This is a genomic window from Nannocystis pusilla, assembly GCF_026626665.1.
In the GTDB taxonomy this organism is placed as follows: domain Bacteria; phylum Myxococcota_A; class Polyangia; order Nannocystales; family Nannocystaceae; genus Nannocystis; species Nannocystis pusilla.
Genome location: NZ_JAPNKE010000002.1, coordinates 2,585,925 through 2,611,310 on the forward strand (window position 1 = coordinate 2,585,925; position 25,386 = coordinate 2,611,310).

A 25,386-nucleotide genomic window follows, 5' to 3' on the forward strand; every position below is an offset into this window, starting at 1 on the left:
CGGGCGCTCGAAGACCAGGTGCTGCGCACGCGAAGCTGGCGGCGGTGGGCCTGCTCGCGGCGGGGATCGCCCACGAGATCAACAACCCGCTCAGCGGCGTGGTCGGCTACAGCCGGCTCCTGCTCGAGAAGCCGCTCGACCCGAACGTGCGCGAGAAGGTCGAGAAGATCGCGGCCAGCGGCGAGCGCTGCCGCAAGATCGTCGAGGGCGTGCTGCTGTTCTCGCGCCAGCGCGAGGGCGGCAAGCGCCGGACGCTCGACCTGAGCGGCCTCATCGACCGCGTGATCGGCATCGGCGAGTACCAGTGGCGGATGCACAACGTCCGGATCCTGCGCTCCGGGCTGCAGGCGGCGATGATCGTCGGCGACGCCGACCAGCTCGAGCAGGTGCTCCTCAACCTGTTCTCGAACGCGGTCGACGCCATGCCGCGCGGCGGCCGGATCCGGATCCGCCTCGATCGTGAGGACGGCCGCGTGGTCGTCGAAATCGCCGACGAGGGCTGCGGGATCGCCCCGGAGATCCTCGACCGCATCTTCGACCCGTTCTTCAGCACCAAGGACATCGGCAAGGGCACCGGCCTCGGGCTTGCGATCTCCTACGGAATCATCAAGGACCACGGAGGTGATATCCTCGTGCGGTCGCAGCCCGGGCTGGGTACGACCTTCACGATCCACCTCCCGGACGCCCCCGAAGGGCAGCCCACCAGCGTATGAGCCGCGGACGCACACCAGTCAAAGACACCTACTCCACCCACGACGTCGCGCGGATCTGCTGCGTCACGCCGACCACCGTGATCCGCTGGATCGAGGACGGCCTGATCCCGGCGTTCAAGACGGTCGGCGGCCACCGCCGCGTGCGCCGGGAAGACCTCGAGCGCGTCTGCCAGGAGCGCGGGATCCCGTTCACGGTGCCGACCGGCGACGAGGTCGGCCGCCTGCTCGTGATCGACGACGAGCCGGTCGTGCTCGACCTGGTCCGAGATGTCCTCAAGGACCTGTCCCATCAGTTCGACGTCGAGGTCGCCCGCGACGCGTTCGACGCCGGCCGCCTGGTGGCCACGTTCCGCCCGCAGCTCATCTTCCTCGACCTGATGATGCCCGGCGTCGACGGCTTCGAGGTGTGCGCCCGCCTCAAGCGCGACGCGTCGACGATGCACACCGAGATCATCGCCATCACCGGCTACTACACCGAGGCGAACATGGAGCGGATCCTGGCCGCCGGCGCGTCGGCCTGCCTCAAGAAGCCGCTCGACGTCACCGAGGTCCGCCGCCGCGTGGTCGAGGCGTTCCACCTCCGCGACGAGCCCCGCATCGAGCCCTCGTCCGACCCGCGCGAGAACTCGAAGGTGCTGCTCGTCACCCAGAACGCCGACTTCCGCGCCAAGGTGAAGGAGGAGCTCGAGCGCGCGACGCCGCCGCTCGAGATCAAGACCGCCCAGACCGGGGCCGACGCGCTTCTGGTCGCCCAGGCGGCCCCGCCGCGCTACGTCATCCTCAGCATGACGGTGCCCGACCTCAAGAGCACCGACGTGATCGCCAAGCTGGCCGCCGGGCCAGGCAACCCGCAGATCATCGCGGTCCACGACGCGCCGACCGACGAGATCCGCGCGGCCGCCCGCGCCGCCGGGGCCCGCATGTGCCTGCCCACCGCGGCGGTGGCGGGCAGCGTGCGCGAGCTGCTCGGGGTCTGAGGCGGATCGCGGTTCGGCGCCCGTGCTGCTGAGCGACGGCTACCCGGGGCCGCTTGAGTTGAGCGCGGCGGTCGCCGGCGCACGCGAGCTTCTCGGGCTCTGAGGCGGATCGCGGTTCGGCGCCCGTGCTGCGGCGGTCGCCGGCGCACGCGAGCTCGATCGCAGCGGGGCCCGGTAGCTGGCGAACCGCTCGGCGCGTGGCCTCGCCGGCGCGCTCGCGCGGGGCTGTCTCGGAGAGCCTGTCCATCGAGACAGGGAACAAAAGACATGGCGAAACGGACATGTCCCCGGAGGCGACGGTTCAGGTCCGATTGGACATGTCCCGAAGCGCTAGGGCGCCGGCTCGGCCAGGGCGGCGGCCAGAGCCGCGGCCAGCTCGGGGTCGCCGGTGGGGATGAGGCCGTCGCGGCGCCAGCGGAGGTTGCCGGCGCGGTCGATGAGGTAGCTGGCGGGGTAGCCGATGACCTGGAACGGTCCGCTGACCACGTTGCGCTCGTCGTGGATCACCGGGTAGGTGAGGCCGAAGCCCGACACCATGGTGCGCAGGGTCTTGGCGTCGCGGGCGGCGTCGGTGCTGACGCCGAGGACGGTGAGGCCCTCGGGCTCGTGGCGGACGTGGAGCGCCTGCAGGTCGGGCAGCTCCTCGCGGCAGGGGTCGCACCAGGTGGCCCAGACGTTGAGGAGGACGACGCGGCCGCGCAGGTCGGCGAGGCTGAGCGGCTCGCCGCGCAAGGTGGTGCCGGCGAAGGGCGGGACGGGAGCGCCGAGCGCGAGGACCGGGGCGGCGGCGCCGGGTTTTCCGGCGGTCCCGGCGGCGGGCTTGCCCTCGCAGGCGGAGACGAGCACCAGTCCCAAGAGACAGGTGAGGAGGGCGCGGGGACGAGGGGCGAGCATCAGGCGGCGGCGGCGTGGAGGCCGTGCTGCTGAGCATAGTCCGAGGCTGGTCGCGGAGGAGGCGGCGCGCGCGGTGCAGGCGGCTCATCACGGTGCCGAGCGGACAGCCAAGCTGCTCGGAGGCCTCGCGGTAGGCCAGGCCGTGGAGATCGACGAGCTCGACGACCTCGCGGTAGTGCTCGGGGAGAGCGGCGAGCGCGGCGGCCACCTCGTCGGAGAGGCCCTCGGCGTGCCACGCGGCCTCGGGCGCGCTGCAGGCGTCGATCCGGGCGGCGTCGAACAGGTGCTCGGCGATGTCGCTGCGCTCGGCGGTGACGTCGACGACGCGCTGGTGGCGGTGCCGCGAGATGAAGGTGTTGACCAGGATCCGCGACAGCCAGGCGCCCAGGCTGCCGCCCGGCCGGAAGCGGTGCCAGTTGGCCCACGCCTTGGTCAGGGCCTCCTGCACCAGGTCCTGAGCCTCGCTGCGCTGCCGGGTGAGGCGCATGCCGACGCTGGTCAGGCGCGGCAGGTGAGGGTTGATCTGGGCCAGGAACTCGTCGGCAGGGGTCACGGCTCGCATGCCCGACCTGATGAGCAAGTCCGAGTCCAGACAGAAAAGCTTGTGGTTGCGAGAGGTTGAGATCGAGGCGCGGATCGGGGCGGCGAGGGCGATTGCTTTCTCGTCGAAAAGCAACTTCTGATGACTTCGGGCCGCCGGCCGGTTGGTTGCATCGACTCCGATACACGATTCGCAGCGCCGAGGTGCGGAGACCGGCGGCCGACCGATCGCAGGGAAAGGCAGGCTGAACGCCGAATGGCTGGCGAATTGGCGAGGAGCGCGAGGCGGCGGTGCGCGGTTCTTCCTTACTAAAGAAGATCGCCCCACCGGCGAGCCGTGAACGGGGCAACCCGATCGCAGCGGCGAGCCCGGCGGGTCGCTCGGGAGCCATTCGCGGGTCCGGTGGAGTCGCGGACGACGAGGCCCGCGGCCGAAGGGAGCGCGGGCCAATTGCAGCGGCGGTCCTCCGCGGGCCGCTCGGCGCCAACGGCTGCGGGAGCCGGTAGGCGGTCGCGGGGCGCTAGTCGAAGACGATGCGCGGGCTGGTCGCCTCGGCGGGCGGGCCGGCGGCGTCGCGGACGGTGGCTTCGGCGAGGCCGGGACCGAAGGCGAGGCGGATCGGGCCGAGGGTCTCGGCGGGGGCCAGGAACTCTCGGCCGCGCAGGCGCAGGGCCAGCCACGGGCCCGTCTCGCCGGGCGGGGCGAGGACGAGGCCCCAGGCGGCGCAGCGCTCGGGGGCGCGGGCGAGCTCGACGGCGCGGAGGACGGCGGGTTCGGGGTCGCGGGCGGCCATCAGCGCGAGCTGGGGCGCGAATTCGGGGTCGGGACGGTCGCGGCAGGCCAGCGCGAGCGCGGCGCTGGTGCGCACGCGCGCGGAGGCGTCGCGCAGGAGGCCGGCGAGCAGCGGATCGGCGGCGCGGGGCGAGGCCCAGGCGAGGGCGGCGGCCGTGCAGGCGCGCACGCCGGGGTCGGCGGCGGCCGCCTGCTCGGCGGCGACGCGCAGGAAGGTGGCGCCGCCGTGGCGCTGGCGCGCGAGGGCGACGACGGCGAGGCAGCGATCGGCGCTGGCGAGCGACGGATCGGCGGCCCAGAGGCCGAGGCTGGCCGGCAGCGCGGCGTCGACGGCGGTCCAGCCGGAGGCGCCGGCGAGCGCGAGCAGCCACGGGCGGCGCCACTCCGCGCTGCCGGCGAGCCCCAGGCGCAGGCCGGCAGCGCCGCCGAGCCAGTCGGGGGCCCGCGCGCCGAGGCCGCGCCGGCGCGCAGACGGCCTGCCGGGTCGGGCTGGGCGAGGGCGCGCTGCCAGGCGTCGCGCTCGGCGTCGGCCGGCCACGGCGGGGCGAACACCACGGCGGTGCGCGGCGGGTCGAGCGCGGCGAGCAGGCGCCGGACCTCGCGCTCGAGCGGCGGTTCGAGGCCGCGGGCCAGCGCGGCGGTCAAGGCGGGGCGGGCGGACTCGCCGAGGCCGAGGAGGGCGTCGAGCGCGGGCTGGCGGAGGGCGTGCGCCTCGGTCTGGCGCAGCGCATCCTCGCGCAGGCGGGCGACCAGGCCCTCGGCGAGCGCGGCGCCCGGGGTGCGCCGGCGCGCGATCGCCTCGGCGACGTGGCGCGGCAGCAGGTTGCGCGGCGGGGCGTCGAGCAGGCGCAGCAGCTCGGCGTCGACGTCGAGGCCGTCGGGGCCGTCGCCGGGCTTGCCGGCAGCGGCGGCGGGGCCGGGCAGGGCCGCCAAGGCGTGCAGGAGGCTGCGGCCGACGTAGGTCTCGTCGCCGACCTGGAGCGCGCGCAGCAGGGCCGGGGCGGCCCGAGGGTCGCGCAGGCGGGCGAGCGCGTCGGCGGTGTCCTGGCGGACCTGCGGGTCGGGGTCGACGAGCAGGCGGGTGAGCGGCAGGGCGCCGTCGGACCGGCCGCTGCGCGGATCGTCGGGGCCGAGGACGCCGAGGCCGTGGGCCGCGGCGCGTCGGACCTCGGGGGCGGGATCGGAGAGCTTGGCGATCAGGTTGGTGCGGACGATCGCCAGCTGGTCTTTGGGCCAGCTCGCGGCCGCGAAGGTGCGCATCGCCTCGGCGCGGATCAGGGCGTCCGGGTCGCGCAGGGCGGTGAGGAACAGCTGCAGGCGGTCGGGGTCGGGGACGAGGACGACGACGCGGAGGGCGGCGACGCGGAGGGCGGCGTCGTCGAGCTCGCTCTGCCAGATCTTGCGCGCCGCCGGGGCGCAGGCGAGCAGCTGGCGCTCGAGACAGGCCTGGAGGACCTCGCGGCGGACGGCGCTCGAGCGGTCCTCGAGCGCGGCGACGAGGATCGGGGCGACCAGCGGGGTGGCGAACACGTCGAGGTCGCGCACCGCGGCGACGCGCCGGCTGTCGCGGACGAGCCGCAGCTCGCTCTCCGGGGCGCCGACCAGCGGCTCCGCCGCCCGCGAGACCTCGGTCGGCCACAGCGGCCAGCGCCGCGCCGGCTCGGCGGAGGCGTCGGTGGCCAGGAGCGCAGCGACGGTCGTGGCGAGGACGAGGACGAAGGAGCGACGAACGGGCCGCAGCCACGCGGCGCATGCGGCGACGGTCGCGGCGACGACGAGCGGGACGGCGGTGAAGAAGGACCGCCCGGGCGCACGCGGCGGAGCGGCGCGCTGCGAGACGGCGCGACGCGAGCGCCGAGCAGCCCGTCGCAGCGACGCGAAACGCCCCGGCCCGAGACGGACCGAGGCGCGGCGAGAAGGGCGGCCCGGGGACACCGGGCGCTAGTCTAGGCGCTTGCGACCGGCGGCGCTACGGCCACGGGTTGCACATGTTGTTGGGCCCGAGGACGATGTCGCTCTTCACGCGCGGCTGCAGCTTGCTGTTGTTGAAGCTGTAGCCGAGCACGCCGGCGATCGACTCGAACTGGGTGCCGGCGGGGCAGGCGTTGGCGAGCTGCATGTCCTTGACGGCGTCCGACAGCTGGTCGTCGATGCGGAGGTTGCCGGTGACCGCGAACTCGTCGAAGTCCATCGGCGCGTCGGGGTTGACGACGGTGATCGTCAGCATGTCGACCGAGACGAGCATCGACTGCAGGGTGACGGCGTCGGCGCCGTTCGTGGCGATGTCGGCCGGCTCGACCGGCAGCGGGTCGAACGGCAGGACGTTGCCGGTCTCGACGATCGAGACCTGCGGGTACGAGATCTCGTCGAGGCCGAAGTACTGCTCGTAGGTGCCGGTGACGTCGACCTTGTCGCCGACCTTGACCGCCGGCGAGGTGTTGCCGGTGAACACGAAGATGCCGGTGTAGGGCATCTGCGTGCCGGTCTCGATGTGGAAGCCGCGCGAGGTGCCCGTCAGCGGGCGGATGCCGGTGACGTAGGCGTCGACGATCTTGACGACCGCGCCGTCCTGCGGGTGCTGCGGGTGGTTGGGATCGCGGATGGCCTCGATCGTGATCGGGCACGGCGAGTAGCCCGGGTTGGCGGTCGGGCAGGTGTCGCACTCGTCGCCCTTGCCGTCGTCGTCGCCGTCGGCCTGGTCGGAGTTGGCGACGCGGATGCAGTTGTCGGCGCCGTTGGGCACGCCGTCGTCGTCCATGTCGTCGGCGTCGATGAAGGTGCAGGTGTCGGTGTTGTCGAGCGGGCACGGGTCGCAGGCGTCGCCGGCGGCGTCGCCGTCGGCGTTGGGCTGCACGCCCGGCTCGATGAGGAGCGGCGGGTTGAACACGCTCGGGCAGTTGTCGTCGGCGTCGGCGATCGCGTCGCCGTCGAGGTCGTCGGCGACCGCGAGGCCGTCGTACTCGCCCGGACGCGAGGGCACGCAGGTCGGCTCGTCGTCGGGCGTGCCGCAGAAGAACAGCGGGTAGGTGGTCTCGATCGCGGCCTTCATCTGCGCGTACGTGACGCCGCCGGTGTCGCCGCTGACGCAGGCGGTCTTGGCCCGGCCGCACACGTCGAGGTCCTCGCAGGTCATGCCGTTGAAGCCGGCCATCACCGCGGTGTCGCCGTAGAGCGGCAGGCCGCCGCGCATGACGAGGACGACGCCCGGGAGCTCGCCGCGGACCACGGCGGCGTGGCGCTCGAGCTCGGCGCCGTCGAACACCGCGATGTCGCCGGCGTAGCCGGGCCGCAGCAGACCGATCGCGCTCTCGCTGCCGGTCGCCAGGGCGCTGTTCAGCGTCGCCATGGCCCATAGGTCGCGGTCGCTGAAGTGGTTGTCGTAGTAGGTGGTGTTGAGCTCGTCGGCGCAGCGGAGCTCGCGGAGCATGTTCATCGAGCCCGAGGCGACCCAGTCGGTGCCGAGCGCGAGCGGGACGCCGAGGTTGTCGAGGACGGTGACCTGGGCGGTGTTGCCGTAGAGGACGACGTTGGAGCGCGGCGACCAGACGACGCGCGCGCGGTCGGGGTGGATCGTGGCGCTGTCCTCGGCGGTCAGGCCGATGGCGTGGATGATCGCGGTCTGGCCGGAGACGATGTCGCTGGTGCCCTCGCTGAGGCACACGAACTCGTTGCGCGCGTAGTCGTCGATGCCCTCGGCGATGTGCGGCAGGTAGGCGTTCTCGTCGGCGATCTCGGAGGTCAGCGTGATGTCGGGGTAGCCGCCGCACATCGACGCGTTCTGGTAGCCGTTGGTGTCGCCGAGCGGGAAGGTGTCGCTGTTGGCGACCGGGATCGGCAGGCCCTCGAGCAGGCCCATGTCGAGGTTGCGCAGCAGGCCCGGGCGGCCGCCCGCGGCCGCCGTCGAGGTGGCGCCGCTCATGATGAAGCGGAACTCGGCCGCCAGCATCTCCTGCGCGGAGGCGCCGCCGGGGACGGTGAGCTTCTGGTGGCCGTTCTTGCCGACGCGCCAGTCGTGGCGGTGCTCGTAGCGATCGACGCCCTCGCCGATCGGGGCGTTGGCGGCGAAGCTGATGTGGTCGTGGGCGTTGATGAGGCCGGGCGAGATGACGCCCTGGGCGCAGCCGAGTTGAGTGGCGTTCTGGGCCTCGGGGAGGTCGAGACAGTCGCAGCCGACGCAGGCGATGACGCCGCCGGCGTCGACGAGCACGGCGCCGTTCTCGTAGACGACGTCGGGGGCGAGGACGGTGCCGCGGATCAAGGTGCCACCTGGCCCTTGGGCCAGGACCTCACAGGTGCCCTCGGCCGGCGGGACCAGCGGCGGGGCGTCGCACTCGACCACGCCGTCGACCGGGCCGCCGGTGTCGGTCTCGCCGTCGGTGTCGGTCTCGCCGTCGGTGTCCGTCCCGGTCTCGGTGGTGGTCCCGGTCTCGGTGGTGCTGGTGGTCTCGGTGGTCGGCCCCTCGGTGGTGGTCGGGACCGTGGTGACCGTCACATCGCTGGTGGTGTCGGTGGTGGTCGGGGCCGTGGTCGTCGGCGTGACGTCGGTGTCGCTGCCGGGTCCGGCGGTGGTGCCGGTGGTCGAGGTGTCCGTGTCACCCTCCGTCACGGGGGTGCTCGTATCGTCGTTGCAGGCCGGGAGCGAAATCGCGCTCACCAGCAACACCAAGCTGGATCGGGTCCCAAAGTGCATCGGGCGGCACGATACCCGGTTCGTTCCCGGCAGCGCAATGACGCCGCCGTCATGAACGAGTGTCCGTTGCAGGAGCAAGTGACAGCGAGGTGTCACGCCCTCACGAGACACCCAGGTCGGCAGTCACGGACGGGTCACGCGTGAGTTGACGGAAGAAGGGCCCGCGTGCATGCGCAAGGGCTTTTGGCATAGCTTGCGCGCTCGCGTCCCGCGAGCCCGGAGGAGCACGCGATGTCTCGTTCTTCACGAATCACCGGGCCGTCCGCGGCCGCGATCACCACGCTGCCGCTGTGGGCAATCCTCGCTTGCGGGGGCGGTTCAGGCGCCACGACCAACGGGTTCGCCTCGGCCACCGAGACCACCACGGGCAGCGCGTCCACGGCGCCCGGCACCACCTCGTCGTCGACCGGCGACACGTCCACCGGCGAGCCGACCACCGGGCCGGAGCCGACGACGGCGGTGACGACGACGACGACCACGACCGAGGGCGTCGTCACCGAGACGACGACCATGTCCGGAACGCCATGTTCTTCGGACCAGGAATGTAAAGACAGCCCGGACGGCCCGGTGTGCGACCTCGACGCCGGGGTGTGCACGCGGCCGTGCGAGCCGGGCGAGCAGGAGCCGTGCTACGGCGGGCCCGACGGCACCCAGGACGTCGGCGCCTGCGTGTCGGGGTGCGGACGTGCCTCGACAGCGGCGTCGGGTTCGGCGCCTGCGAGGGCGCGGTGTGGCCGACGCCGGAGGTGTGCGGCAACGCGATCGACGACGACTGCGACGGCGACGCCGACGAGGACGCCGACGAAGACGGCGACGGCTGGGGCGTGTGCAGCGGCGACTGCTGCGACGTCGCCAGCGGCGCCTGCGCCGACCCGAGCTGGTCAACCCCGGCGCGTACGAGTACGTCGGCAACACGGTCGACGACGACTGCGACGGCGACACCGACGAGGAGGCGCCCAGCTGCGACGCCGCCCTCGCCAGCGACTCGGCCGACCCGCTGGACTACGCGCGCGCGCTCGACCTGTGCCAGATGACGGTCGAGAACCCGCCTGACCCGAAGGACAGGACGTGGGGCGTGATCGGCGGCAAGTTCAGCCTGGCCGACGGGTCCGGTCTGCCGGCCGCCGTGTCGCGCTCGATCCGCCCCGGCTTCGGCGACAAGATCGCGCCGCAGAAGCACAGCCGCCTGATGGTGCTGTCGAGCGGCAACGCGGCCGACGCCAACGACACCAAGCCGCCCTTCGTGAAGTTCGAGGGCGGCGCCAACCTCGGCACGACGAGCCCGCCGCCGCAGGACTGGTGGACGGCGATCGGCGGCAAGCTGCCCAACCCGCCCGGCTGCAACGTGCCGCAGGTGCCGTCGGCCAACGACCCGATCATGCTCAAGCTGCGGATCCGGGTGCCGACCAACGCCAAGTCGTTCTCGACCAAGATGTACTTCTTCTCGGCCGAGTACCCCGAGTACGTGTGCAGCCAGTACAACGACTTCTTCGTCGCGCTGGTCGACTCGGACGCCGACGGCAACCCCGCCGACAAGAACGTGGCGATCTACGACGACGGCAAGACGCTGTGGCCGATCGGCGTCAACCTGGTCAAGGTCGCCCAGGGCCTGTTCACCCAGTGCCAGGGCGGCGAGGTCGGCTGCGCGGCGCAGGGCGTGCCGACGTCCAACTACAACGGCTGCAAGAACACGTCGAAGCTGGTCGGCACCGGCTTCGACCAGAACGACTTCTCGACCTGCGATCCGGCGCAGACGATGATCGGCGGCGGCACCGGCTGGCTGACGATGACCGGCAACGTCTCGCCGGGCGAGATCATGGAGATCCGCCTGGCGATCTGGGACACCGGCGGCCACATCTTCGACTCGCTGGTGCTGCTCGACGCGTGGGAGTGGTCGCTCGACCCGGCCGAACCGGGCGTGACGCCGGGCTGAGGAGCCCGGCCCGCCGCGCGGCGGCGAGCGTGCAGGAGCTGGGCATGTCCCTTCGGACATGCCCCGAAGGGCATGTCTATTGACCGTGCCCCGTCGGACGTCGACGCCGCAGGCGGCCGGCTCACACGCGGCTGGCAGGCGCGACGGGCCGCGCAGCGAGACCGTAGCGCTCGCGGGCCCAGGCGGCGACGCGGGCGACCGACGCCTCGACGGGGGTGGCCGACCAGCCGAAGGCGGCGCGGAACTTCGAGTCGTCGAGCTCGAACGGGACCTCCCACTGGTAAATCATCTCGGCCATCTCGCGCATCATCGGCGAGGCCAGGCCGAGCGTGCGCACGAGCCAGCGCGAGACGACGGCGACATCGACGTCGCGGTCGAGGGCGCGGCCGAGGCGCCTCGCGAGGCTGCGGGTGCTCTCGGCCGGGGGCGTGGGGATGTGCCAGACCTGGCCGAAGCCGCGGTCGCTGGTGCCGAGGGTGACGAGAGCGCGGGCGACGTCCTCGACGTCGGTGTACGCGTGCGGGAGATCGGGGTCGCCGAACACCTGGCCCTTGCGCCCGGCGAGGATCCGGCGAAAGAAGCGATCGCTCCACACGGCGTAGGCCAGGTCGGCGCCGAAGAAGTCGCTGGCGCGGGCGATCGCCACCGGGACGTCGCCGCGGCGATCGGCGGCGAGGCGCAGCTCGGCCAGCTGCACGCGCAGCTCGCCCTTCTTGCTGCACGGGGTCGGCGGCGAGTCCTCGCGCATGGGCCCGTTCGGCCGGCCGTACATGTAGAGGCAGTCGAGCGCGACCAGGCGCGCGCCGGCGTGCTGCGCACCGTGCAAGGCGCCGCGGGCCATCGGCAGCAGCTCCTGCGGCCAGCGGTGATAGGCCGGGTTCATGCAGTCGTAGACGACCGCGGCGCCCTCGGTGGCGCGGCGGGCGAAGTCGAGGTCCCGGATGTCGCCGGCGACGAGCTCGGGGCCGACGCCGACCGCCGTGCGACGGACCTGTCGGACGCGCAGGCCGCGGGCGCGCAGGAGTTCGACGACGCGGCCGCCGATCTGGCCGGCGCCGAGGACGACGTGGAGCGGTGCGGAGGTGGCTTGCATGCTGCTAGGATGGGCGTTGCATGGGCGCAAGAAAATCGGCATCGGCGCAAGCGAGATCGGCAAGTTGCAAGGGAGCGAGGAGGGCCGCTGGGACGACGTGCGCGTGTTCCTGGCGGCGCATCGCCTGCGCAACCTCGGGGCGGCCGCGCGGCGGCTCGGGGTCGACATCTCGACGGTGAGCCGCCGCCTGGCCGCGTTCGAGGCGACGGTGGGGGCGCGGCTGTTCGACCGCGGGCGCCACGGGCTGACGCCGACGCGCGCGGCCGAGGCGGTGCTGGTGGCGGCGGAATCGATGGAGCTGGCCCACGCGCGCCTCGGTCGCGAGGCGTCGGCGGTCGAGGCGGCGCCGGAGGGGGTGGTGCGGCTATCGGCGCCGCCTGGCTTCGCGGACATGTTCGTGATCCCCGCGCTGGTGGTGCTGCGGCAGCGGTTCCCGGGGATCGTGGTGGAGCTGGAGACGTCGGTGCGGGTGGTCGATTTGTCGCGCGGCGAGGCCGATCTGGCGCTGCGCTCGGTGCAGCCGACCTCGGCCGAGCTGGTGCTCGAAGGTGATGCACGCGCGCTCGGTGGCGCTGACGTCACGGGCGCTGGCGCGCTCGCTCGGGGTGCTGCACGACTGGAGCGCGGCGCCGTGGCTGGCCTTCGACCGCGACCTGGCCAGCATGGCGGCGGCGCAGTGGATCGCGCGCCACGTGGCGCGCTCCAGCGTGGTGCTGCGGACGAGCCACTACGCGAGCCTGCTGGCGGGCGCGGCCGCGGGGATGGGCGTGGTCCTGCTGCCGACCCCGTACGCGCGCGTGCGCGAGCTGGTGGAGGTGCGCCACGACGCGACGCTGGCGGCCAGCGCGGCGAGCTGGCCGGTCGACGATCTGTGGCTGGTCGGGCACCAGTCGCAGCGCGAGCTGCCGCGCGTGGCGGCGGTGTGGCAGGTGCTGACGGAGACTCTGGGGGTGGTCCGCGAGACGGAGCCGCGTCGCACGGGCAGAGGTCGAGGCGAGGCGCGGGTCAGCGGCGGCGTTCGAGGCGGTAGCGGGTCGAGCCGCGCACGGCCATGACGATGCCGCCGATCAGCATCGCCAGGCCGACCCCGAGGACCACGGAGCCGACGGTGCGCTTCTCGTCGCGGCCGATGGCGGTGAGCATGGTGCCGCCCAGCGTGGCGCCGGCGCCGTAGCCCGCCAGGAGCATGCCGCCGATCAACAGGCCGCGCCGGCCGGGCCGGACGCGGGCGACGTACTCGCCCTCGAGGTCCTTGAGGAAGAAGGTCTGCGACGGCATCATCCGATCGCCGCCGAAGTAGAACGGGAAACCGGCGCGGCCGTCGATGACCTTGCCGCACGGGGCGCGACAGACGGAGCGGGCCCCGGCGAGCCCGGCGCGGGCCGCCTGCGGGTTGGCGGCGCCGATCGGGGCCACGGCCTCGAGCAGGTGGACGTCGCCCGGGCGCGTGAGCTCGATGTAGATGCGCGGGCGGCTCGGACCCGGGGGCACCTCGTCCTCGGCGACGGCGGCGATGCTGTCCGTGGGGACATGTCCCGAAGGCTGAGGGACCTGTCCTTCGGGACCGATGGTGGTGGCGCCGGCGAAGGTGGTCGAGGCGATGTCGGCCCACGGGATGGTCCGCGCGCCGCCAGTGAGCTGGATGATGACCTCGCGGTCCTGGTGGAGCTCGAGGATCGTGCCGCGCAGGACGCTGCCGTCGCGCAGGATCACCGTGTCGTAGACGGCCGGCGGCGGAGGCTCCTGCGCGGGCACGGGCGCGGGCTCCACCACGCGGACGGACTCGGCGACGGGAGCGACGGGGCCGGGCTGCTGCACGGCGACGGGAGCGACGGGGCCGGGCTGCTGCGCGCGGGCGGGCGCCGGGGTTCCGGTGAGCGCGAGCGCGACGATGGTGACGACGGCGGCGCCGCGGCGGGGCATGGCTCGGGGTTCTAACACGCCGGGGCCGGATGCATCACTGGACGGGTTCGCGCTCGCGTTCCAAGCCATCGGTGTGCCGGTACTCGATGCGAGGGGTTCTTGTTCCGGCGGTGCTTCGCGAGTCGGCGTCTCGGGCGGGTCGCGGTCGGATGCACGACCTCGGCCTCGCGTCCTGGTTTGCGGGATCGGGCGGTCGCGGCGGGAGCGGGTTCCGGGCCGCACGCGGCGGGTGCTGCGAGCGACGGGCTCGCGTGCGGCCATGGAGCTCGCGTTGCCGACGACGGCTCCGCGTTTCGGCCGTCCGGGCTCGATGAAGTCACTCGACTGATTCGCGCTCGCTCTGGCACGCGGTCGCGTTGGCCTCGGCGAGCGTCGGAGGTTCGCCGAGGAGCTGGCCGCGCTGGCGCGCCGAAGCACACCGGCGAGGCGGCGCGCAGGCGGGCCTTCAAGGTCGCGGGGGCGAAGTCGGCGGTCCACAGGCGCAGCTGGCCGTCGTCGCCGGCCGAGGCGAGGTGTGGACCGGCGGGCGACCAGGCCAGCGCGCGCACGGGGCCCTGATGGCCGGTCAGCACCACGGGCTCGTCGCGGCCGTCGAGCGGCCACACGCGCACGGTCGCGTCGTCGCTGGCGGTCGCCAGCGCGGCCCCGTCGGGGCGCCAGGCGAGGGCGCGCACCGGGCCGCTGTGCTCCTCGAGGATCCTCGGGGCCCCGCCCTCGAGCGACCAGATCCGGACCCGACGGTCCCACGAGCCGGTGGCGAGCCGCTGGCCGTCGGGCGCGAACGCCAGCACGGTGACGCTGCCCGAGTGCGGCCCGAGCTCGCGCGCGGTGGCGGACGGATCGCCGGTGCGGTAGAGCCGGGCGGTCCGGTCGGCGGCGCCGGTGGCGAGCAGCTGGCCGTCGGGCGAGAAGGCGAGGGCGGTGACGCTGCCGCGGTGGCCGGTCAGGGGGCGAGCTGTCCCGTCGGCCAGGTCGATCAGGCGCGCGCCGTCGGGCACCGCCAGGGCCGCGCGCGCGGTCGGCGGACACCGCGGCAGCGGCGGCGCCGGGGTCGAGCGGGCGGGGCGGGAGCGGCCGGCGGGCTTCGTCCCAGCCCTGGAGGGCGCCCTCGCGGGTGACCGTGAGGACATGTCCGTTCGGACCTGCGCCGAGGAACAGGCTCGGAGAGGGTGTACTCGAGGACATGTCCTCATGGGCATGGCTCTTCAGACCTGGCGCGGAGGCCATGCCAGCAGCGGCCAGGGCGGCGAGCGCGAGGCGGAGGGCGCGGCCGTCGGCGCGGACGGCGTGGAGGCCGGCTGCGGTCCACAGCAGGTGATCGACGGGCCCCCCGAGCGGGACGGCGCGGACGAGCGGGTCGCCGCCGCGGACGCGCCACACGCGGGCGGTGCCGTCGCGCGAGGCGGTGACGACGTGGTCGCCGGCGGGGCTGAAGCCGGCGGCGACCACGGCCTCGCCGTGGCCGCGGAGGATCAGCGGCATGTCCCCGGGGACAGCTCCGCCGCCGACCGGCCACACGCGGGCGGTGCCGTCCTGCGAGGCGGTGACGAGGCGGTCGCCGCCGGGGCTCCAGGCGACGGCGTAGACCCGGCCGTCGTGGCCGCGCAGGGTCCGCTGGAGGGCGCCGCCGGAGCTCCACAGGCGAGCGCTGCGGTCGAGCGAGGCGGAGGCGAGGCGATCGCCGTCGGGGCTCCAGGCCAGGGCGACGACCTCGTCGGCGTGGCCGCGCAGCAGCGCCGGCGCACCCGAGCCGAGGGCGTCCCACACGCGCACGAGGCCGTCCTGGGCCCCGGTGGCGAGCTTGCGGCCGTCGGGGCTGAAGGCGGCGCTGCGCACCGCGCCGCTCGGGTGCGGCAGCGAACGCGGAGGGCCGCCGCGCAGGTCGACGATCCGCGCGGCCCCGTCGGCGCCGGCGGAGGCGACGAGATGACCTGTCCTGTCGAACAGGACCGCATGGACAGGTCCTTCGTGGCGCGCGAGCTCGCGCGGGCGCGGCGGGGCGGCGTCGAGGTCCCAGGCGCGCACGCGGCCGTCGCCGCCGCCGGTGACGAGGGTGCGGCCGTCGGGCGCGAGGGCGAAGGCCCGCAGGTCGTCGCCGGCGCCGGCGGGCAGGCGCACCGGCGGGTCGCGCCACACCGCGGCCCCGTTCTCGGCGCCGCTGACCAGCTCGCCGGCGGGCGCGAAGGCGACGGCGCGGACCGGGCCCTGGTGCTCGTGGATCTTCAGGACATGGTCGTCGGGCCAGGACCAAAGGGTCACTTGACGATCCTCGCCGGCGGCGGCGACCCGGGCGCCGTCGGGGCTGAAGGCGGCGGTCAGGAGGGCGGCCCCGCGGCCGCGCAGGACGGCGGCGCTGACCGGCTGCTGCAGCGCCCACACGGCCGCGGGCACCCAGCCGGACGCGGCGGCCGGATCTTCGACCTCGCGCAGGAGCGCCAGCACCGTGGTCGGATCGCCGCGCGCGCCGGCGAGGGCCTGGGCCAGGCGGTTGGCGTCGCGGGCCCGCGCGGCCTCGTGGACGGCGCGGCCGGTCTGGCGCTCGGCCTCCTTGCGCTGGCCCTCGGCCTCGCGCCGGCGCCGTTCGGCCTCCGACAGCGCGTGCTCGGCGAGCGCGGCGTGGGCCTCGGCGTTGAGGCGCTGGGCCTCGGCGGCCGCGAGCGCGTCCTTGAGCGCGGCCTGGGCCCGCTGGGCCTCGGCGAGCTGGGCCTTGGCGTCGATGAAGGCCCGGTCGCGCTCCTGCTCGGCGGCGGCCCGCTCGTCCTCGGCGGTCCGCCGCTGGCGCTCGGCGGCGGCCTCGGCCCGCTGGGCCTGCGCGGCGGCGTCGGCCCGCTCGCGCGCGACGGCGATGAGGCCGACGACCACGCCGACGACCGCGACGCCGACCAGCGCGGCGCCGCGACGGATCCGCCAGGCGCGCTCCGGGTCGCGCTCGAGCTCGTCGAGCAGGTCGTCCATGCCGGGCCAGCGCGCGGCGGGGTCGACGGCGAGGCCGCGGAGGATCGCGCGCCGCAGCCAGGCGGGCACTTTGCTGTCCTCGGGGACAGGTGAGACCGCGCCCGCTAGCACGCGCCGGACCAGCTCGAACAGGTCGCGGCCGGCGAACGGCGGGGCGCCGTAGAGGGCCTCGTAGAGGGCGACGCAGAACGAGAACTGGTCGCTGCGGGCGTCGACCGGCCGGCCCAGGTGCTGCTCCGGGGACATGTAGGCCGGCGTGCCGAGGATCGCGCCGGTCTGGGTGAGAGTGGTCGACAGCTCGACGGGCGCGCCGGCCTGGACGAGGCTGGCCGCGAGGACAGGTGCGGGCGCGGGCCCGTCGAGCGGCTCGTCGCCGGCGTGGCGCACGAGGCCGAAGTCGCCGACGCGCACGCGGCCGTCGTCGCCGACCAACACGTTGGCCGGCTTGAAGTCGCGGTGGACCAGGCCGGCGTGGTGCGCGGCGGCGAGGCCCCGACCGGCGGCCACGAACACCTCGCGGATCTCGCGGATGTCCCGCGGGACAGCTTGCAACCACTCGCGCAGGTTGGGCCCGCGCACGAACTCCATGGCGACGTAGACCTGCTGCTCCCAGGCGCCGACCTCGTGGACGGCGACGACGTTGGGGTGCGACAGGCGGGCCATCGCCTGGGCCTCGCGCAGCAGCCGCGCCTGGTTGTCGGTCGATTCGCCCGAACGCAGCAGCTTGACTGCGATCCGGCGGTCGAGGCGCTCGTCGTAGGCGGCGTAGACGACGCTCATGCCGCCGGCGCCGATCTGCCGCAGGACGGTGAAGCGGCCGATCTTGGCCGGCGCGGCCTCGCCGGGGAACAGGCGGGCCTTGATCGCCTCCATCGCCAGCCGTTCGGGGGCGAGCGCGTCGCCGCGCCGCGCCTCGCTGGCCAGGCGGCTCAGGTGGCGCGCGTCGTCGGGCGACGGCGCGAGCGAGGACTCCGGCGGCGTGACCGTGTCGGCCTGCTCGAAGCTCGCTGACTGCCGACCCGCACGGGCCGTGGACTCTGCGCCTGCCACCGCGAGGACCAGGATCCCGGAAACTGCCCCGAGCTTCAACGCGCCCCGTCGTCCGGCAGGCCTTGTCCGGAGAGAGGGGTGGTCTACCATCCGAACGACGTGCCTGCCGCGATCCCCGCCGCCGTCGTCCGGGCGCCCGCGCGCGCCCTCGCGGGCTCCGCCCGGGCCGGAGCGCCCGCCGAGACCCTCGCGGGCGAGGCGGACCCCAGCGCGAACGGGGAGCCGTGGGACGCCGGAGCCGGGGGCGGGGAGACGGCGCCGGTCGGACAGGAAGTGCCGGGGCATGCTGCCCGAACGGACAGGTCATGGAGCGGGCGGGCAGATGGTGTGGCGGCCCCGGCCGGGCGAGGTGTCCGAAAGGACATGTCGGCGGACGGGCGGGCGGATCGTGTGACGGTCCCGTCCGGGCGAGGTGTCCGAAAGGACAGGTCGGCGGACGGGCCGGCGGATCGCGCGGACGAGACGTCCGGTCGGGATGTCCGAAAGGACAGAGTGGGAGACGGGCAGGCGGAGCGCGCGATCCAGGGGTCCGAACGGGATGGCCCAAAAGACAGGTCTTCGGACGGACGAACGAACCGCTGGGAGGTCCGAACGAACGGGTCGTCGGACGGGCGAGCGGAGCGCGCGGCGGGCCGGTGGCGGGCCGCGCTGGCGACCTGGCTCATACTGGCGCTGGCCGCCGCGCCGGCGCCGAGTCTGGCCGCGCCTGCAGATGGCCGATCGGGCATGTCCGGAGAGACACACGCCACCGCGGCCGCACCGGCGCAGGTGGGGGGCCAGGACGGGGTCGACGAGGCGGCGGAGCTGTCGGCGGCGGCCCAGGCCCGGCTGGCGGCCGGCGACCGCGACGGGGCGATCGCGCTGTGGCAGCGGGCGTTCCGGGCCCTGCCCGGCGGGTTCGGCTACGCCCCGCGACGGGCGACCGCGGCGCTGGCGATCGCCGACGCGCAGGAGGCGGGGTACCGCGAGACCGGCGACCCGGCCCGACTCCACGCCGCGATCGCGGCGCTCGACGCTTACCTCGGCGGGCTCGACCCGACCGACGACGAGAACCGCGCCGGGGTCGAGGGGAGACGGGCTGAACTTTGGGCCATGTACCGAAGCGCATCCGCGCCGGAGGGCCCGCGACCGGCCCCGAAGATCGAGCCGGTGCGCCGAGGGTTCGACCGCAAGGCGGGGCTGGCGGCGGCGGGGCTCGGCAGCGCGGCGGTAGTGGCCGGCGTGGTGGCGCTGGCCGGCGGGCTCACCGGGCTCGCGGTCGACGAGGACTTGAAGCGCGTGACGGCCCGCCCGTGCCAGGGCGACGACCCGCTCGATCCATGCGGCAGCGACAGCGCCCGCGAACAGCAGAAGACCGAGCTGGTGGCCGAGGGGCTGCGCGCCAACCGGATGGCGCTGGTCGGGGGGATCTTGGCGGGGGCGCTGCTGACCGCGAGCGTGGCGGCGCTGCTCGCCGGGGCGATCCGCGGCCGCACGCGCGTGCAGGCGCGGGCAGGCCAGCTGGTGGTGCGGTTCTGACGGCGGGCCTGGATCGTCGCGGGAGCCCGCTCCCGACCGGACGAGATCGGGGCCGAGGTGCGTATGTCCGAAAGGACATGTTCAATCTGCTCGCCGCTCCAAGAGCTCGCGGCGCTTCTCAGATCAGCGCGAGCTGCAGCCCTGATACAAGGACATGTCTCTCGCTCAGGGTGGCCGACCGGGTCCGCCCGCGGGCACGCGGGGAGCGTGGTTCGTCTGACTGAAAGGACAGGTCGCTAGACCGCCGAGCACAGGCCCAGGCCTGCGGGCAGGCACGCCTCGTCGAATTCGGGGCTGGTCACCGTCCACGGCGCGCAGCTCGTACCGGGCAGCGCCGCGCCGCAGGTGTCGGGGCCGTCGAGGTCGCACACGGGCGCGCAGCAGAGGTCACCGGCGCAGCCGAGCACCAGCGCCGCCGCGACGCAGGCCGCGCCTTCGCTGCAGGAGCCGGGCGATGCACACGGCTCGCCGGCCAGGCTCCGGTCGCCGCCGGGGCCGCAGGCGAAGCGCGGTCGATCGGCGGCGATCTGACAGCGCTGGCCGGTCGGGCACGCGGGCCCCCGGGGATCGCAGGGGAACAGACACACGCCTGCGAACCCGCCGTTCGAGAAGCAGATCGAGCAGGCGTCGGAGCACGTCGGCGCCTCCGGAGCGCCGCCACAGAGCTCGTGACAGCGCCGTCCCTCCTCGTCCTCGGAGAGGAATCCGTGACACACCGCGCCGCGCTCGCACGTGTCGGTGGGGTCCCACTCGGCCGCCTCGCACGCGCCGCCGACGGGGGTCGCCGGCTCGGCGACGGGAACGCAGCTCGCGGTGTCCCAGGGGCCGAGGATGAGCGCCGCCGGCTTGCACTTCTGGCCCTCGGGACAGGTGTCCTGCCACGGATCGCAGGCGACGCCCGGCAGATCGGGCGGAGGGACGAAGTTCATCGAGCCGCCGGTGGTCGGGGCGTCGCCGGTGCTCTCCGTCGCCGCCGTGGACGCGCCCGTGGTCGGCCCGGTCGTGCTGCTCGCGGCGCTCGTCGAGGTCGTCGCGCTCGCGCCCTCGCTCGCCGTCGCGCCCGGACCCTCGGGGCCGCAACCGTACACGAGCAAGCCGAAGATCGCTGGCGTGAGGCGCATCGCCGCCGGCATAGCACGTCGGCCCGGCCGCTCCCATCGGCAAGGACGCAGGGCCCCGCAGGCCAGAGCCGGCGACGAAACGAGGGCAGCCGCGTCGTCACGACCGTCAGCGCCCACGATGCCGTCCATGACATGTCCGAACGGTCATGACGTTTAAAACATGTACTTCGGGGCGCCGAGGACACCGAGGAAGCCGTCGCCGAGCTCGAGGTCGCCCACGCGGAAGGGCGCGCCGTCGAAGGATGTCCTGGCGCAGGGACACGCCGTGGCCGAGGTTGAACAGGATGTGACTCGCCCCCGAGTGGGCGCCGCCGACCGCGAGGCCCGGGTCGCGGTCGAGGTCGCCAGCGCGGGTCGAGCAGGCGTTGTCGGGCTCCTCGAACACGCCGGCCAGCCGGGCGTCGGCCTCGCCGCCGAGCTCGTCGCCGCGGCTGTCGGCGAACACGAGATCGACGAAGCCGTCAGCGTCGATGTCGACGAGTTCGACCCTCTGCGCGACCCCGCCACCGTCGTCCGGTACAGCTCGGTTCGGGTCCGCTGTCAGGGGCGGCCGCCGCCCCTCGCGAAATCGCCATGCAAAGCATGGTGAACGTCGCCTTGCGGCGCGAGGAGGAAGCTGAGGCTATCATCGCCGGCCATGATACCGCCGGCCGCGACGCAGCCCGACGCCGAGAAGATCGAGCTCTCGGGGGTGCAGGAGACGCTGCTCATCACGCTCCACGCGCGCGCGCTCGAGAGCCGCTCGCCCGATCCGATCCTGCGCGACGAGACGGCCGAGCGACTGGTCGACACCATCGCGTACGACTTCGCGCGCCTGAAGTCGGCCCAGGGCGACCGCTTCACCACGTCGGTGCGGGCCAAGCAGCTCGACGCCTGGACCCGCGAGTACCTGGCGGCGCACCCCGACGCGACCGTCCTGCACCTCGGCTGCGGGCTCGACAGCCGGATCGACCGGGTCGCGCCGCCGCCGACGGTGCGGTGGTTCGAGGTCGACCTGCCCGACGTGATCGCGGTGCGGCGGCGCCTGTACCCCGAGCCGCCGAACGTGCAGATGATCGGCACCTCCGTCACCGACCCGGACTGGCTCGGCCAGATCCCCGACGACAGGCCGACGCTCGTGGTGGCCGAGGGCGTCCTGCCGTACTTGACCGCGGCCGAGGTCGAGGACCTGCTGCGCCGGATCGTCGTCCGCTTCCCCGAAGGCCAGGTGCTGTTCGACGCCCTGAGCTCGCGCGCGCTGCGGGCCCAGGGCCTGCACCGCAGCCTGCGCAAGACCGGCGCGCGGCTGCAGTGGGGCCTCGACGACCCGCACGAGCTCGAGAGCCACGTGTTCGGCCTCGAGCTGACGGACGAGTGGCCCCTGGTCGGCTCACCCGACGTGGTCAAGCTCGGCTGGATGCAGCGCAAGGTGCTGCAGTGGTGCGCGAAGCGGCCGCGGATCGCCAGGATGCACCAGGCGCTGCGCTACCGCTTCTGAGACGGGTGGCGCTGGCGTCCCAAGTATGCCGTAAGCAAATGTTCGAGAGTGTTGGTGCGCCCCATATTCTCGACGTCTACGTTGTCGACGTTCAGCAACATCTGGTCAATGGCGGCCACGCGAGGCGAGAATCCGGTCAGCCCAACAAGCATAAAACGCCATTCGGAGCGTTGGTCGTTACCTTTTTAGAACGAACGCAGTGTCGAGAGTGCGCAACATAGAAAACGTGTTAATATAATGAAGCCTAAGATCTCTGCAAACATTTGGAATCAAAACGCGTCGTTTGACATCTTGGCTGTATACCTCTTCGGTCACAACTGTAAAACCAGACGCTTGCGCTTTGGCGAGCAGCCATCCGTCAGCCACTCTTGCAAATTCCTCCTTAGCGCCCTGCGTAAATTGATTCTGAACTTGCGACTCGCTGCTGCAGTGCGGCGTATTGCGAAGCTGCATCTCCACAAGGTACGAAAAACGTGTCAGGCAGTGTCTTGACCCACTCGACGAGATCATCGTCGCCTCTACGAAGCTCATCATGTACTCTGTCGATGCTGTACACGCGTTCTCGGGCATGGCCATCTGCAAGCGCATCCCAGAAGCCCGGGCAAAGATCAAAGCTGTAGTACTTGTTCTTGGCCGCGATGAAAATATTCGCGTCCAACAAGAATCTCGCACTCATGGCAAGAGCCCCTTAGCTTTGCCGAACTTGGAGAATGCCCGGCCATGGAGGTCTGTGAGTTCATAAGCCTCCGTGAATCCGAGGCGGCCCTCATGCACTGCCGTGAAGACTAATCTTGCGAATCGCTCACCAAGTCGAGTGGCTGCCGTTCGGTAGAAATCGCCACCTCCGCCCGCGGCTACGGCTTTCCCTTGATAGAGCGCTGTCCGGATAAAATGCACCTCATGGGAAGGTAGGAGACCGAGATCCAAAGCTCTGCGGGCAATAACAAGGGGACTCACCTTAAAATGCCGCGAGAGCCTACGGATCTCGTCTAGAAGATCATCCTCGAGATCCCATGCATCAAGGAACTCATCCTCAGGCACAAGAAACTCGGCCGCCACCCTATCACAGAAGCGCTCTATCTTGCTTTCACTTGGAGCGAGGATATCGCTGTTGGAGATTCCGCCCACGCCGAGCCAGACATGGGTTGCTTCGTGAAGCAAGGTAAACATCTGTGCCGATTTCGCATCGGCGCTATTCAGAAAAATGATAGGTGCATACTTGTCCACGAGAGTAAATCCGCGAAACTCCTCAACCCGAAGTGGTCTGTGGGTATTATTGCCTACAATCCCATTCGTCATCACCATGATCCCAACTTCTTCAGATTGACCACGGAGGTACCGGAGAGCACTCTCCCAGGTCTCGCACCTATTTGCCCAACCACGGGATAGTCCCAATGTGACACGCATTTGGAACGCAAGGCTTTGGCTCGGCATAGTAATACTTGCTGTGCCCACAAAGGGAGGGGATCGGCTCCTGCATCCCGAAGCAGTTCTCTCGTGGCGTCTTGCCTCCTCTGCACCGCAAACACAGTAGCAAGCAGTTCGAGGGATGGACGCTGCGGGCGAGTCCCAGGTAGCGTACGGAAGTCTGCAACTGGGAGTTCGTCCGCGCCTTCTGGGGGTTCGTGCAAGAACAGGTAACCTAGAGGTGCGTGGACCTTCTTAGCGAGTTCCTCGAGTTGGCGGAGCGTCGGCTGCTTCGTTCCTGCCTCCCAGTCCCGGTAATGAGGGAAAACGCGTTCTAACTCATGCACTTGCAAGCCTGCACGCGTCCTTGCCCAGACCAGCACGGGGGGTTGGACCGGAATATGTGGAGACTGAACCAACGCCTTTTACCGTCCGCAAACTGACCCTACACGGGGTGGTAAAGTTGCAACTTCATGCTCTAGTCCGGGCTAGTTTGCCCCTGCTGCACGAAGATTCGTCCCGTGAAGACGAGGTCCCGTACGTAGGCGCGCTCAGCGCGGAACAGCACGCTGGAGCCCTGTATGTGCCCGGTAGCCGCGCTCACTCGCGTCGGCGGCCGCGGAGGCCGATCCCGCACAGGCCGAGGAGCACCAGCGCGTTGAACAGCTCGCCGGTGCGGGTGTAGAGCGTGCGGTAGTCGGGGTCGATCATCGGCACCTCGGCGACGAAGCCGGCGGCGGGGAGGGGCCGTCCTCGTCGGGGTTGGTCGAGTCGATGCGCTGGAGCACGCGGCCGGCGGGGTCGACGTAGACGCTGATGCCGGCGTTGACGCTGCGCAGCAGGGCCCGGCGGTTCTCGATCGTCCGCAGGACGGCGAGGCCCATGTGCTGGTCCTGCTCCTTGGACTTGCCGAACCACGAGTCGTTGGTGAGGTTGACGAACGCGTGGATGCCCTCGGCCGCGACGCCGCGGGCGAACCGCGGCAGGATGTCCTCGTAGCAGATCAGCGGGCCGAGCCGCCACTCGTGCTGGCCTTCGGGACCTGTATGGACGCGCAGGGCCTTCGGGCCAGGTCCGGGTTGATGTGCGAGGCCGAGGGGACCATCTCCTTGAACCAGTGCGGGTCGACCAGCGGCGTGTACTCGCCGAACCACAGCGGATAGACCTTGTCGTAGTTGTCGCCGAGGCGGCCGTCGGCCTCGAGCACGCGGGCGGTGTTCCACGCGAACTCGCTGACCTTGCGATCGGCGGTGACGACCCCGAACACCAGCGGGATGGTGAAGTCGCGGCGGACGCGGCGCGGGTTCTGCTGCGGCAGGTCGGAGCCGTCGCCGCGGGGGAGCGCGTAGGAGAACGGGTAGGCCGTCTCGCCCCACAGCAGGACCTCGGCGCCCTCGGCCTCGAGGCGGGCCGACTCCTGCTGCTCCTTGCGCAGGATCTGGAACTTCATCCGCGGGTTGCCCCACTCGGTGATGCCGAAGTTGCCCTGGACGACGCCGACCTTGAGCTTGGGCGACTCGGCGATCATCGCGTCGATCTGGGCCATGCGGACCGCGCCGTACAGCGGGGTGCCGACCAGCGTGGCGCCGGCGACCACGAGCGCGCGGCGGTTGACCGTGCGCGCGAGCAGCCAGTCGCGCAGGGCGGCGTAGAGGCCGGCGTTGATCAGCAGTTGGACCAGGCCGACGGTCGTCACGCCGCCGATCTCGGCGACCTGCAGCCACAGCGGCTGCCAGCACCACATCAGCGCCAGGTACGACGGGAAGATGTGCGGCAGCACGGCCTCGCCGGCGACCCACACCAGCGGCGCGAGCAGGAGCACGTCGCGGCCGGTCCGCCGGCGCAGCCAGTTGAGCGCCGCGGCGGGGACGGCCCACTGCAGGCCCTGGAACGCGGCGAAGATGAAGTGGACCAGCAGGGTGCCCCACGTGGGGAAGTCGGCGAAGCGGATCAGCAACTCGGTGAGCCAGAAGAAGCCGAAGAACACGGTGGCGACGCCGCACAGCCACCCGAGCCAGAACGCCTTCTTCGGCGCCAGGCCCTCGATCGCGGCCAGCCAGAACACCCAGCCGACGAAGCCGAGCCACCACACGTTGTAGTCGGGCGAGCCGAGCACCATGCAGGCGGCGCACAGCAGGACGCTGGCGACGCGCAGGAGGCCGCGCTGCCGCGGCGGCAGCTGCCCCAGGCGGGCGTGAAGAGCTGTCTTCTGGGACATGTTCTTCGGGACCTCCAACACCGCCACCGCCGCGCGCAGCGACGCCGACGGCGCGGACGGCAGTGTCGGGTCGGCCTCGGACAT

The 25,386-nt window shown here is 72.5% G+C and carries 19 protein-coding genes and 3 pseudogenes; 6 read left to right on the forward strand and 16 right to left on the reverse strand.

The annotated features are described in order from the left end of the window. Positions 1-98 precede the first annotated feature (98 nt). Complete coding sequence (locus OV079_RS11280) at positions 99-713, forward strand: sensor histidine kinase (protein ID WP_267768161.1); 615 nt, start codon at positions 99-101, stop codon at positions 711-713. Beyond that, positions 710-1,690: a response regulator gene (locus tag OV079_RS11285; protein WP_267768162.1), complete on the forward strand. Its 981-nt coding sequence runs from the start codon at positions 710-712 to the stop codon at positions 1,688-1,690. The genes OV079_RS11280 and OV079_RS11285 overlap by 4 nt, the downstream gene beginning before the upstream one ends. Before the next feature lie 330 nt (positions 1,691-2,020). Here OV079_RS11285 and OV079_RS11290 read toward each other — a convergent pair whose 3' ends face one another. The 6 genes and pseudogenes from OV079_RS11290 to OV079_RS11315 all read right to left on the reverse strand — a co-directional run bounded on the left by OV079_RS11290 (position 2,021) and on the right by OV079_RS11315 (position 9,119). After that, positions 2,021-2,584: a TlpA disulfide reductase family protein gene (locus OV079_RS11290; RefSeq protein WP_267768163.1), complete on the reverse strand. Its 564-nt coding sequence runs from the start codon at positions 2,582-2,584 to the stop codon at positions 2,021-2,023. A 109-nt stretch (positions 2,585-2,693) separates the two neighbouring features. Further along, positions 2,694-3,146, reverse strand: a pseudogene (locus OV079_RS57680) (sigma-70 family RNA polymerase sigma factor); the annotation flags it as partial. A gap of 499 nt (positions 3,147-3,645) precedes the next feature. Then, a complete protein-coding gene (locus OV079_RS11300; RefSeq protein WP_267768165.1) occupies positions 3,646-3,918 on the reverse strand; it encodes a hypothetical protein in 273 nt (90 codons plus the stop codon). Next, positions 3,918-5,852 (reverse strand): HEAT repeat domain-containing protein, encoded by a 1,935-nt coding sequence (locus OV079_RS11305; protein ID WP_267768166.1) that lies wholly within the window; start codon positions 5,850-5,852, stop codon positions 3,918-3,920. The genes OV079_RS11300 and OV079_RS11305 overlap by 1 nt, the downstream gene beginning before the upstream one ends. A gap of 34 nt (positions 5,853-5,886) precedes the next feature. Further along, a complete protein-coding gene (locus OV079_RS11310) occupies positions 5,887-8,571 on the reverse strand; it encodes an amidohydrolase family protein (RefSeq protein WP_267768167.1) in 2,685 nt (894 codons plus the stop codon). Positions 8,572-8,741: 170 nt separating this feature from the next. Further along, positions 8,742-9,119 (reverse strand): hypothetical protein, encoded by a 378-nt coding sequence (locus OV079_RS11315; protein ID WP_267768168.1) that lies wholly within the window; start codon positions 9,117-9,119, stop codon positions 8,742-8,744. 314 nt (positions 9,120-9,433) lie between these two features. On the opposite strand from OV079_RS11315, the gene OV079_RS11320 reads away from it, so the two are divergent. After that, positions 9,434-10,540 carry a choice-of-anchor L domain-containing protein gene (locus OV079_RS11320; RefSeq protein WP_267768169.1) on the forward strand — a complete coding sequence of 369 codons (1,107 nt, stop codon included), beginning with the start codon at positions 9,434-9,436 and terminating at the stop codon, positions 10,538-10,540. Between the two features lie 121 nt (positions 10,541-10,661). Here OV079_RS11320 and OV079_RS11325 read toward each other — a convergent pair whose 3' ends face one another. Further along, positions 10,662-11,633 carry an NAD-dependent epimerase/dehydratase family protein gene (locus OV079_RS11325; RefSeq protein WP_267768170.1) on the reverse strand — a complete coding sequence of 324 codons (972 nt, stop codon included), beginning with the start codon at positions 11,631-11,633 and terminating at the stop codon, positions 10,662-10,664. On the opposite strand from OV079_RS11325, the pseudogene OV079_RS57685 reads away from it, so the two are divergent. Further along, positions 11,632-12,688, forward strand: a pseudogene (locus OV079_RS57685) (LysR family transcriptional regulator). The gene OV079_RS11325 and the pseudogene OV079_RS57685 sit on opposite strands and share 2 nt — an antisense overlap. An 879-nt stretch (positions 12,689-13,567) precedes the next feature. Here OV079_RS57685 and OV079_RS57690 read toward each other — a convergent pair. Beyond that, positions 13,568-14,755 carry a WD40 repeat domain-containing protein gene (locus OV079_RS57690; RefSeq protein ID WP_420829514.1) on the reverse strand — a complete coding sequence of 396 codons (1,188 nt, stop codon included), beginning with the start codon at positions 14,753-14,755 and terminating at the stop codon, positions 13,568-13,570. A gap of 187 nt (positions 14,756-14,942) precedes the next feature. Further along, positions 14,943-17,846, reverse strand: a pseudogene (locus OV079_RS57695) (WD40 repeat domain-containing serine/threonine protein kinase); the annotation flags it as partial. Positions 17,847-18,287: 441 nt separating this feature from the next. Between OV079_RS57695 and OV079_RS11340 the strand changes: the two are divergent. Next, complete coding sequence (locus OV079_RS11340; RefSeq protein WP_267768177.1) at positions 18,288-19,079, forward strand: hypothetical protein; 792 nt, start codon at positions 18,288-18,290, stop codon at positions 19,077-19,079. 236 nt (positions 19,080-19,315) lie between these two features. Here the strand turns inward: OV079_RS11340 and OV079_RS11345 are convergent, their stop codons facing one another. After that, entirely contained in the window at positions 19,316-20,200 is an 885-nt protein-coding gene (locus OV079_RS11345) for a hypothetical protein (protein WP_267768179.1), read from the reverse strand. Between the two features lie 106 nt (positions 20,201-20,306). Further along, complete coding sequence (locus OV079_RS11350) at positions 20,307-20,645, reverse strand: hypothetical protein (RefSeq protein ID WP_267768180.1); 339 nt, start codon at positions 20,643-20,645, stop codon at positions 20,307-20,309. Between the two features lie 192 nt (positions 20,646-20,837). Here OV079_RS11350 and OV079_RS11355 point away from each other — a divergent pair, with 192 nt between their 5' ends. Further along, positions 20,838-21,677, forward strand: a complete 840-nt coding sequence (locus tag OV079_RS11355; RefSeq protein ID WP_267768181.1) for a class I SAM-dependent methyltransferase — start codon at positions 20,838-20,840, stop codon at positions 21,675-21,677. 177 nt (positions 21,678-21,854) lie between these two features. On the opposite strand, the gene OV079_RS57700 is transcribed toward OV079_RS11355, so the two are convergent. From OV079_RS57700 to OV079_RS11370, 5 genes are all read right to left on the reverse strand, one after another. Further along, entirely contained in the window at positions 21,855-22,130 is a 276-nt protein-coding gene (locus tag OV079_RS57700; protein WP_420829403.1) for a DUF4411 family protein, read from the reverse strand. Next, on the reverse strand, positions 22,060-22,353 hold the full coding sequence (locus OV079_RS57705) for a DUF4411 family protein (protein WP_420829404.1): 294 nt from the start codon (positions 22,351-22,353) through the stop codon (positions 22,060-22,062). Before OV079_RS57705 ends, OV079_RS57700 begins: the two co-directional genes overlap by 71 nt. Next, complete coding sequence (locus OV079_RS11360) at positions 22,350-22,982, reverse strand: ImmA/IrrE family metallo-endopeptidase (RefSeq protein WP_267768182.1); 633 nt, start codon at positions 22,980-22,982, stop codon at positions 22,350-22,352. Before OV079_RS11360 ends, OV079_RS57705 begins: the two co-directional genes overlap by 4 nt. Before the next feature lie 809 nt (positions 22,983-23,791). Then, positions 23,792-24,202 carry a nitrilase-related carbon-nitrogen hydrolase gene (locus tag OV079_RS11365; protein WP_267778511.1) on the reverse strand — a complete coding sequence of 137 codons (411 nt, stop codon included), beginning with the start codon at positions 24,200-24,202 and terminating at the stop codon, positions 23,792-23,794. Continuing rightward, positions 24,088-25,386: an apolipoprotein N-acyltransferase gene (locus tag OV079_RS11370; protein ID WP_267768184.1), complete on the reverse strand. Its 1,299-nt coding sequence runs from the start codon at positions 25,384-25,386 to the stop codon at positions 24,088-24,090. Before OV079_RS11370 ends, OV079_RS11365 begins: the two co-directional genes overlap by 115 nt.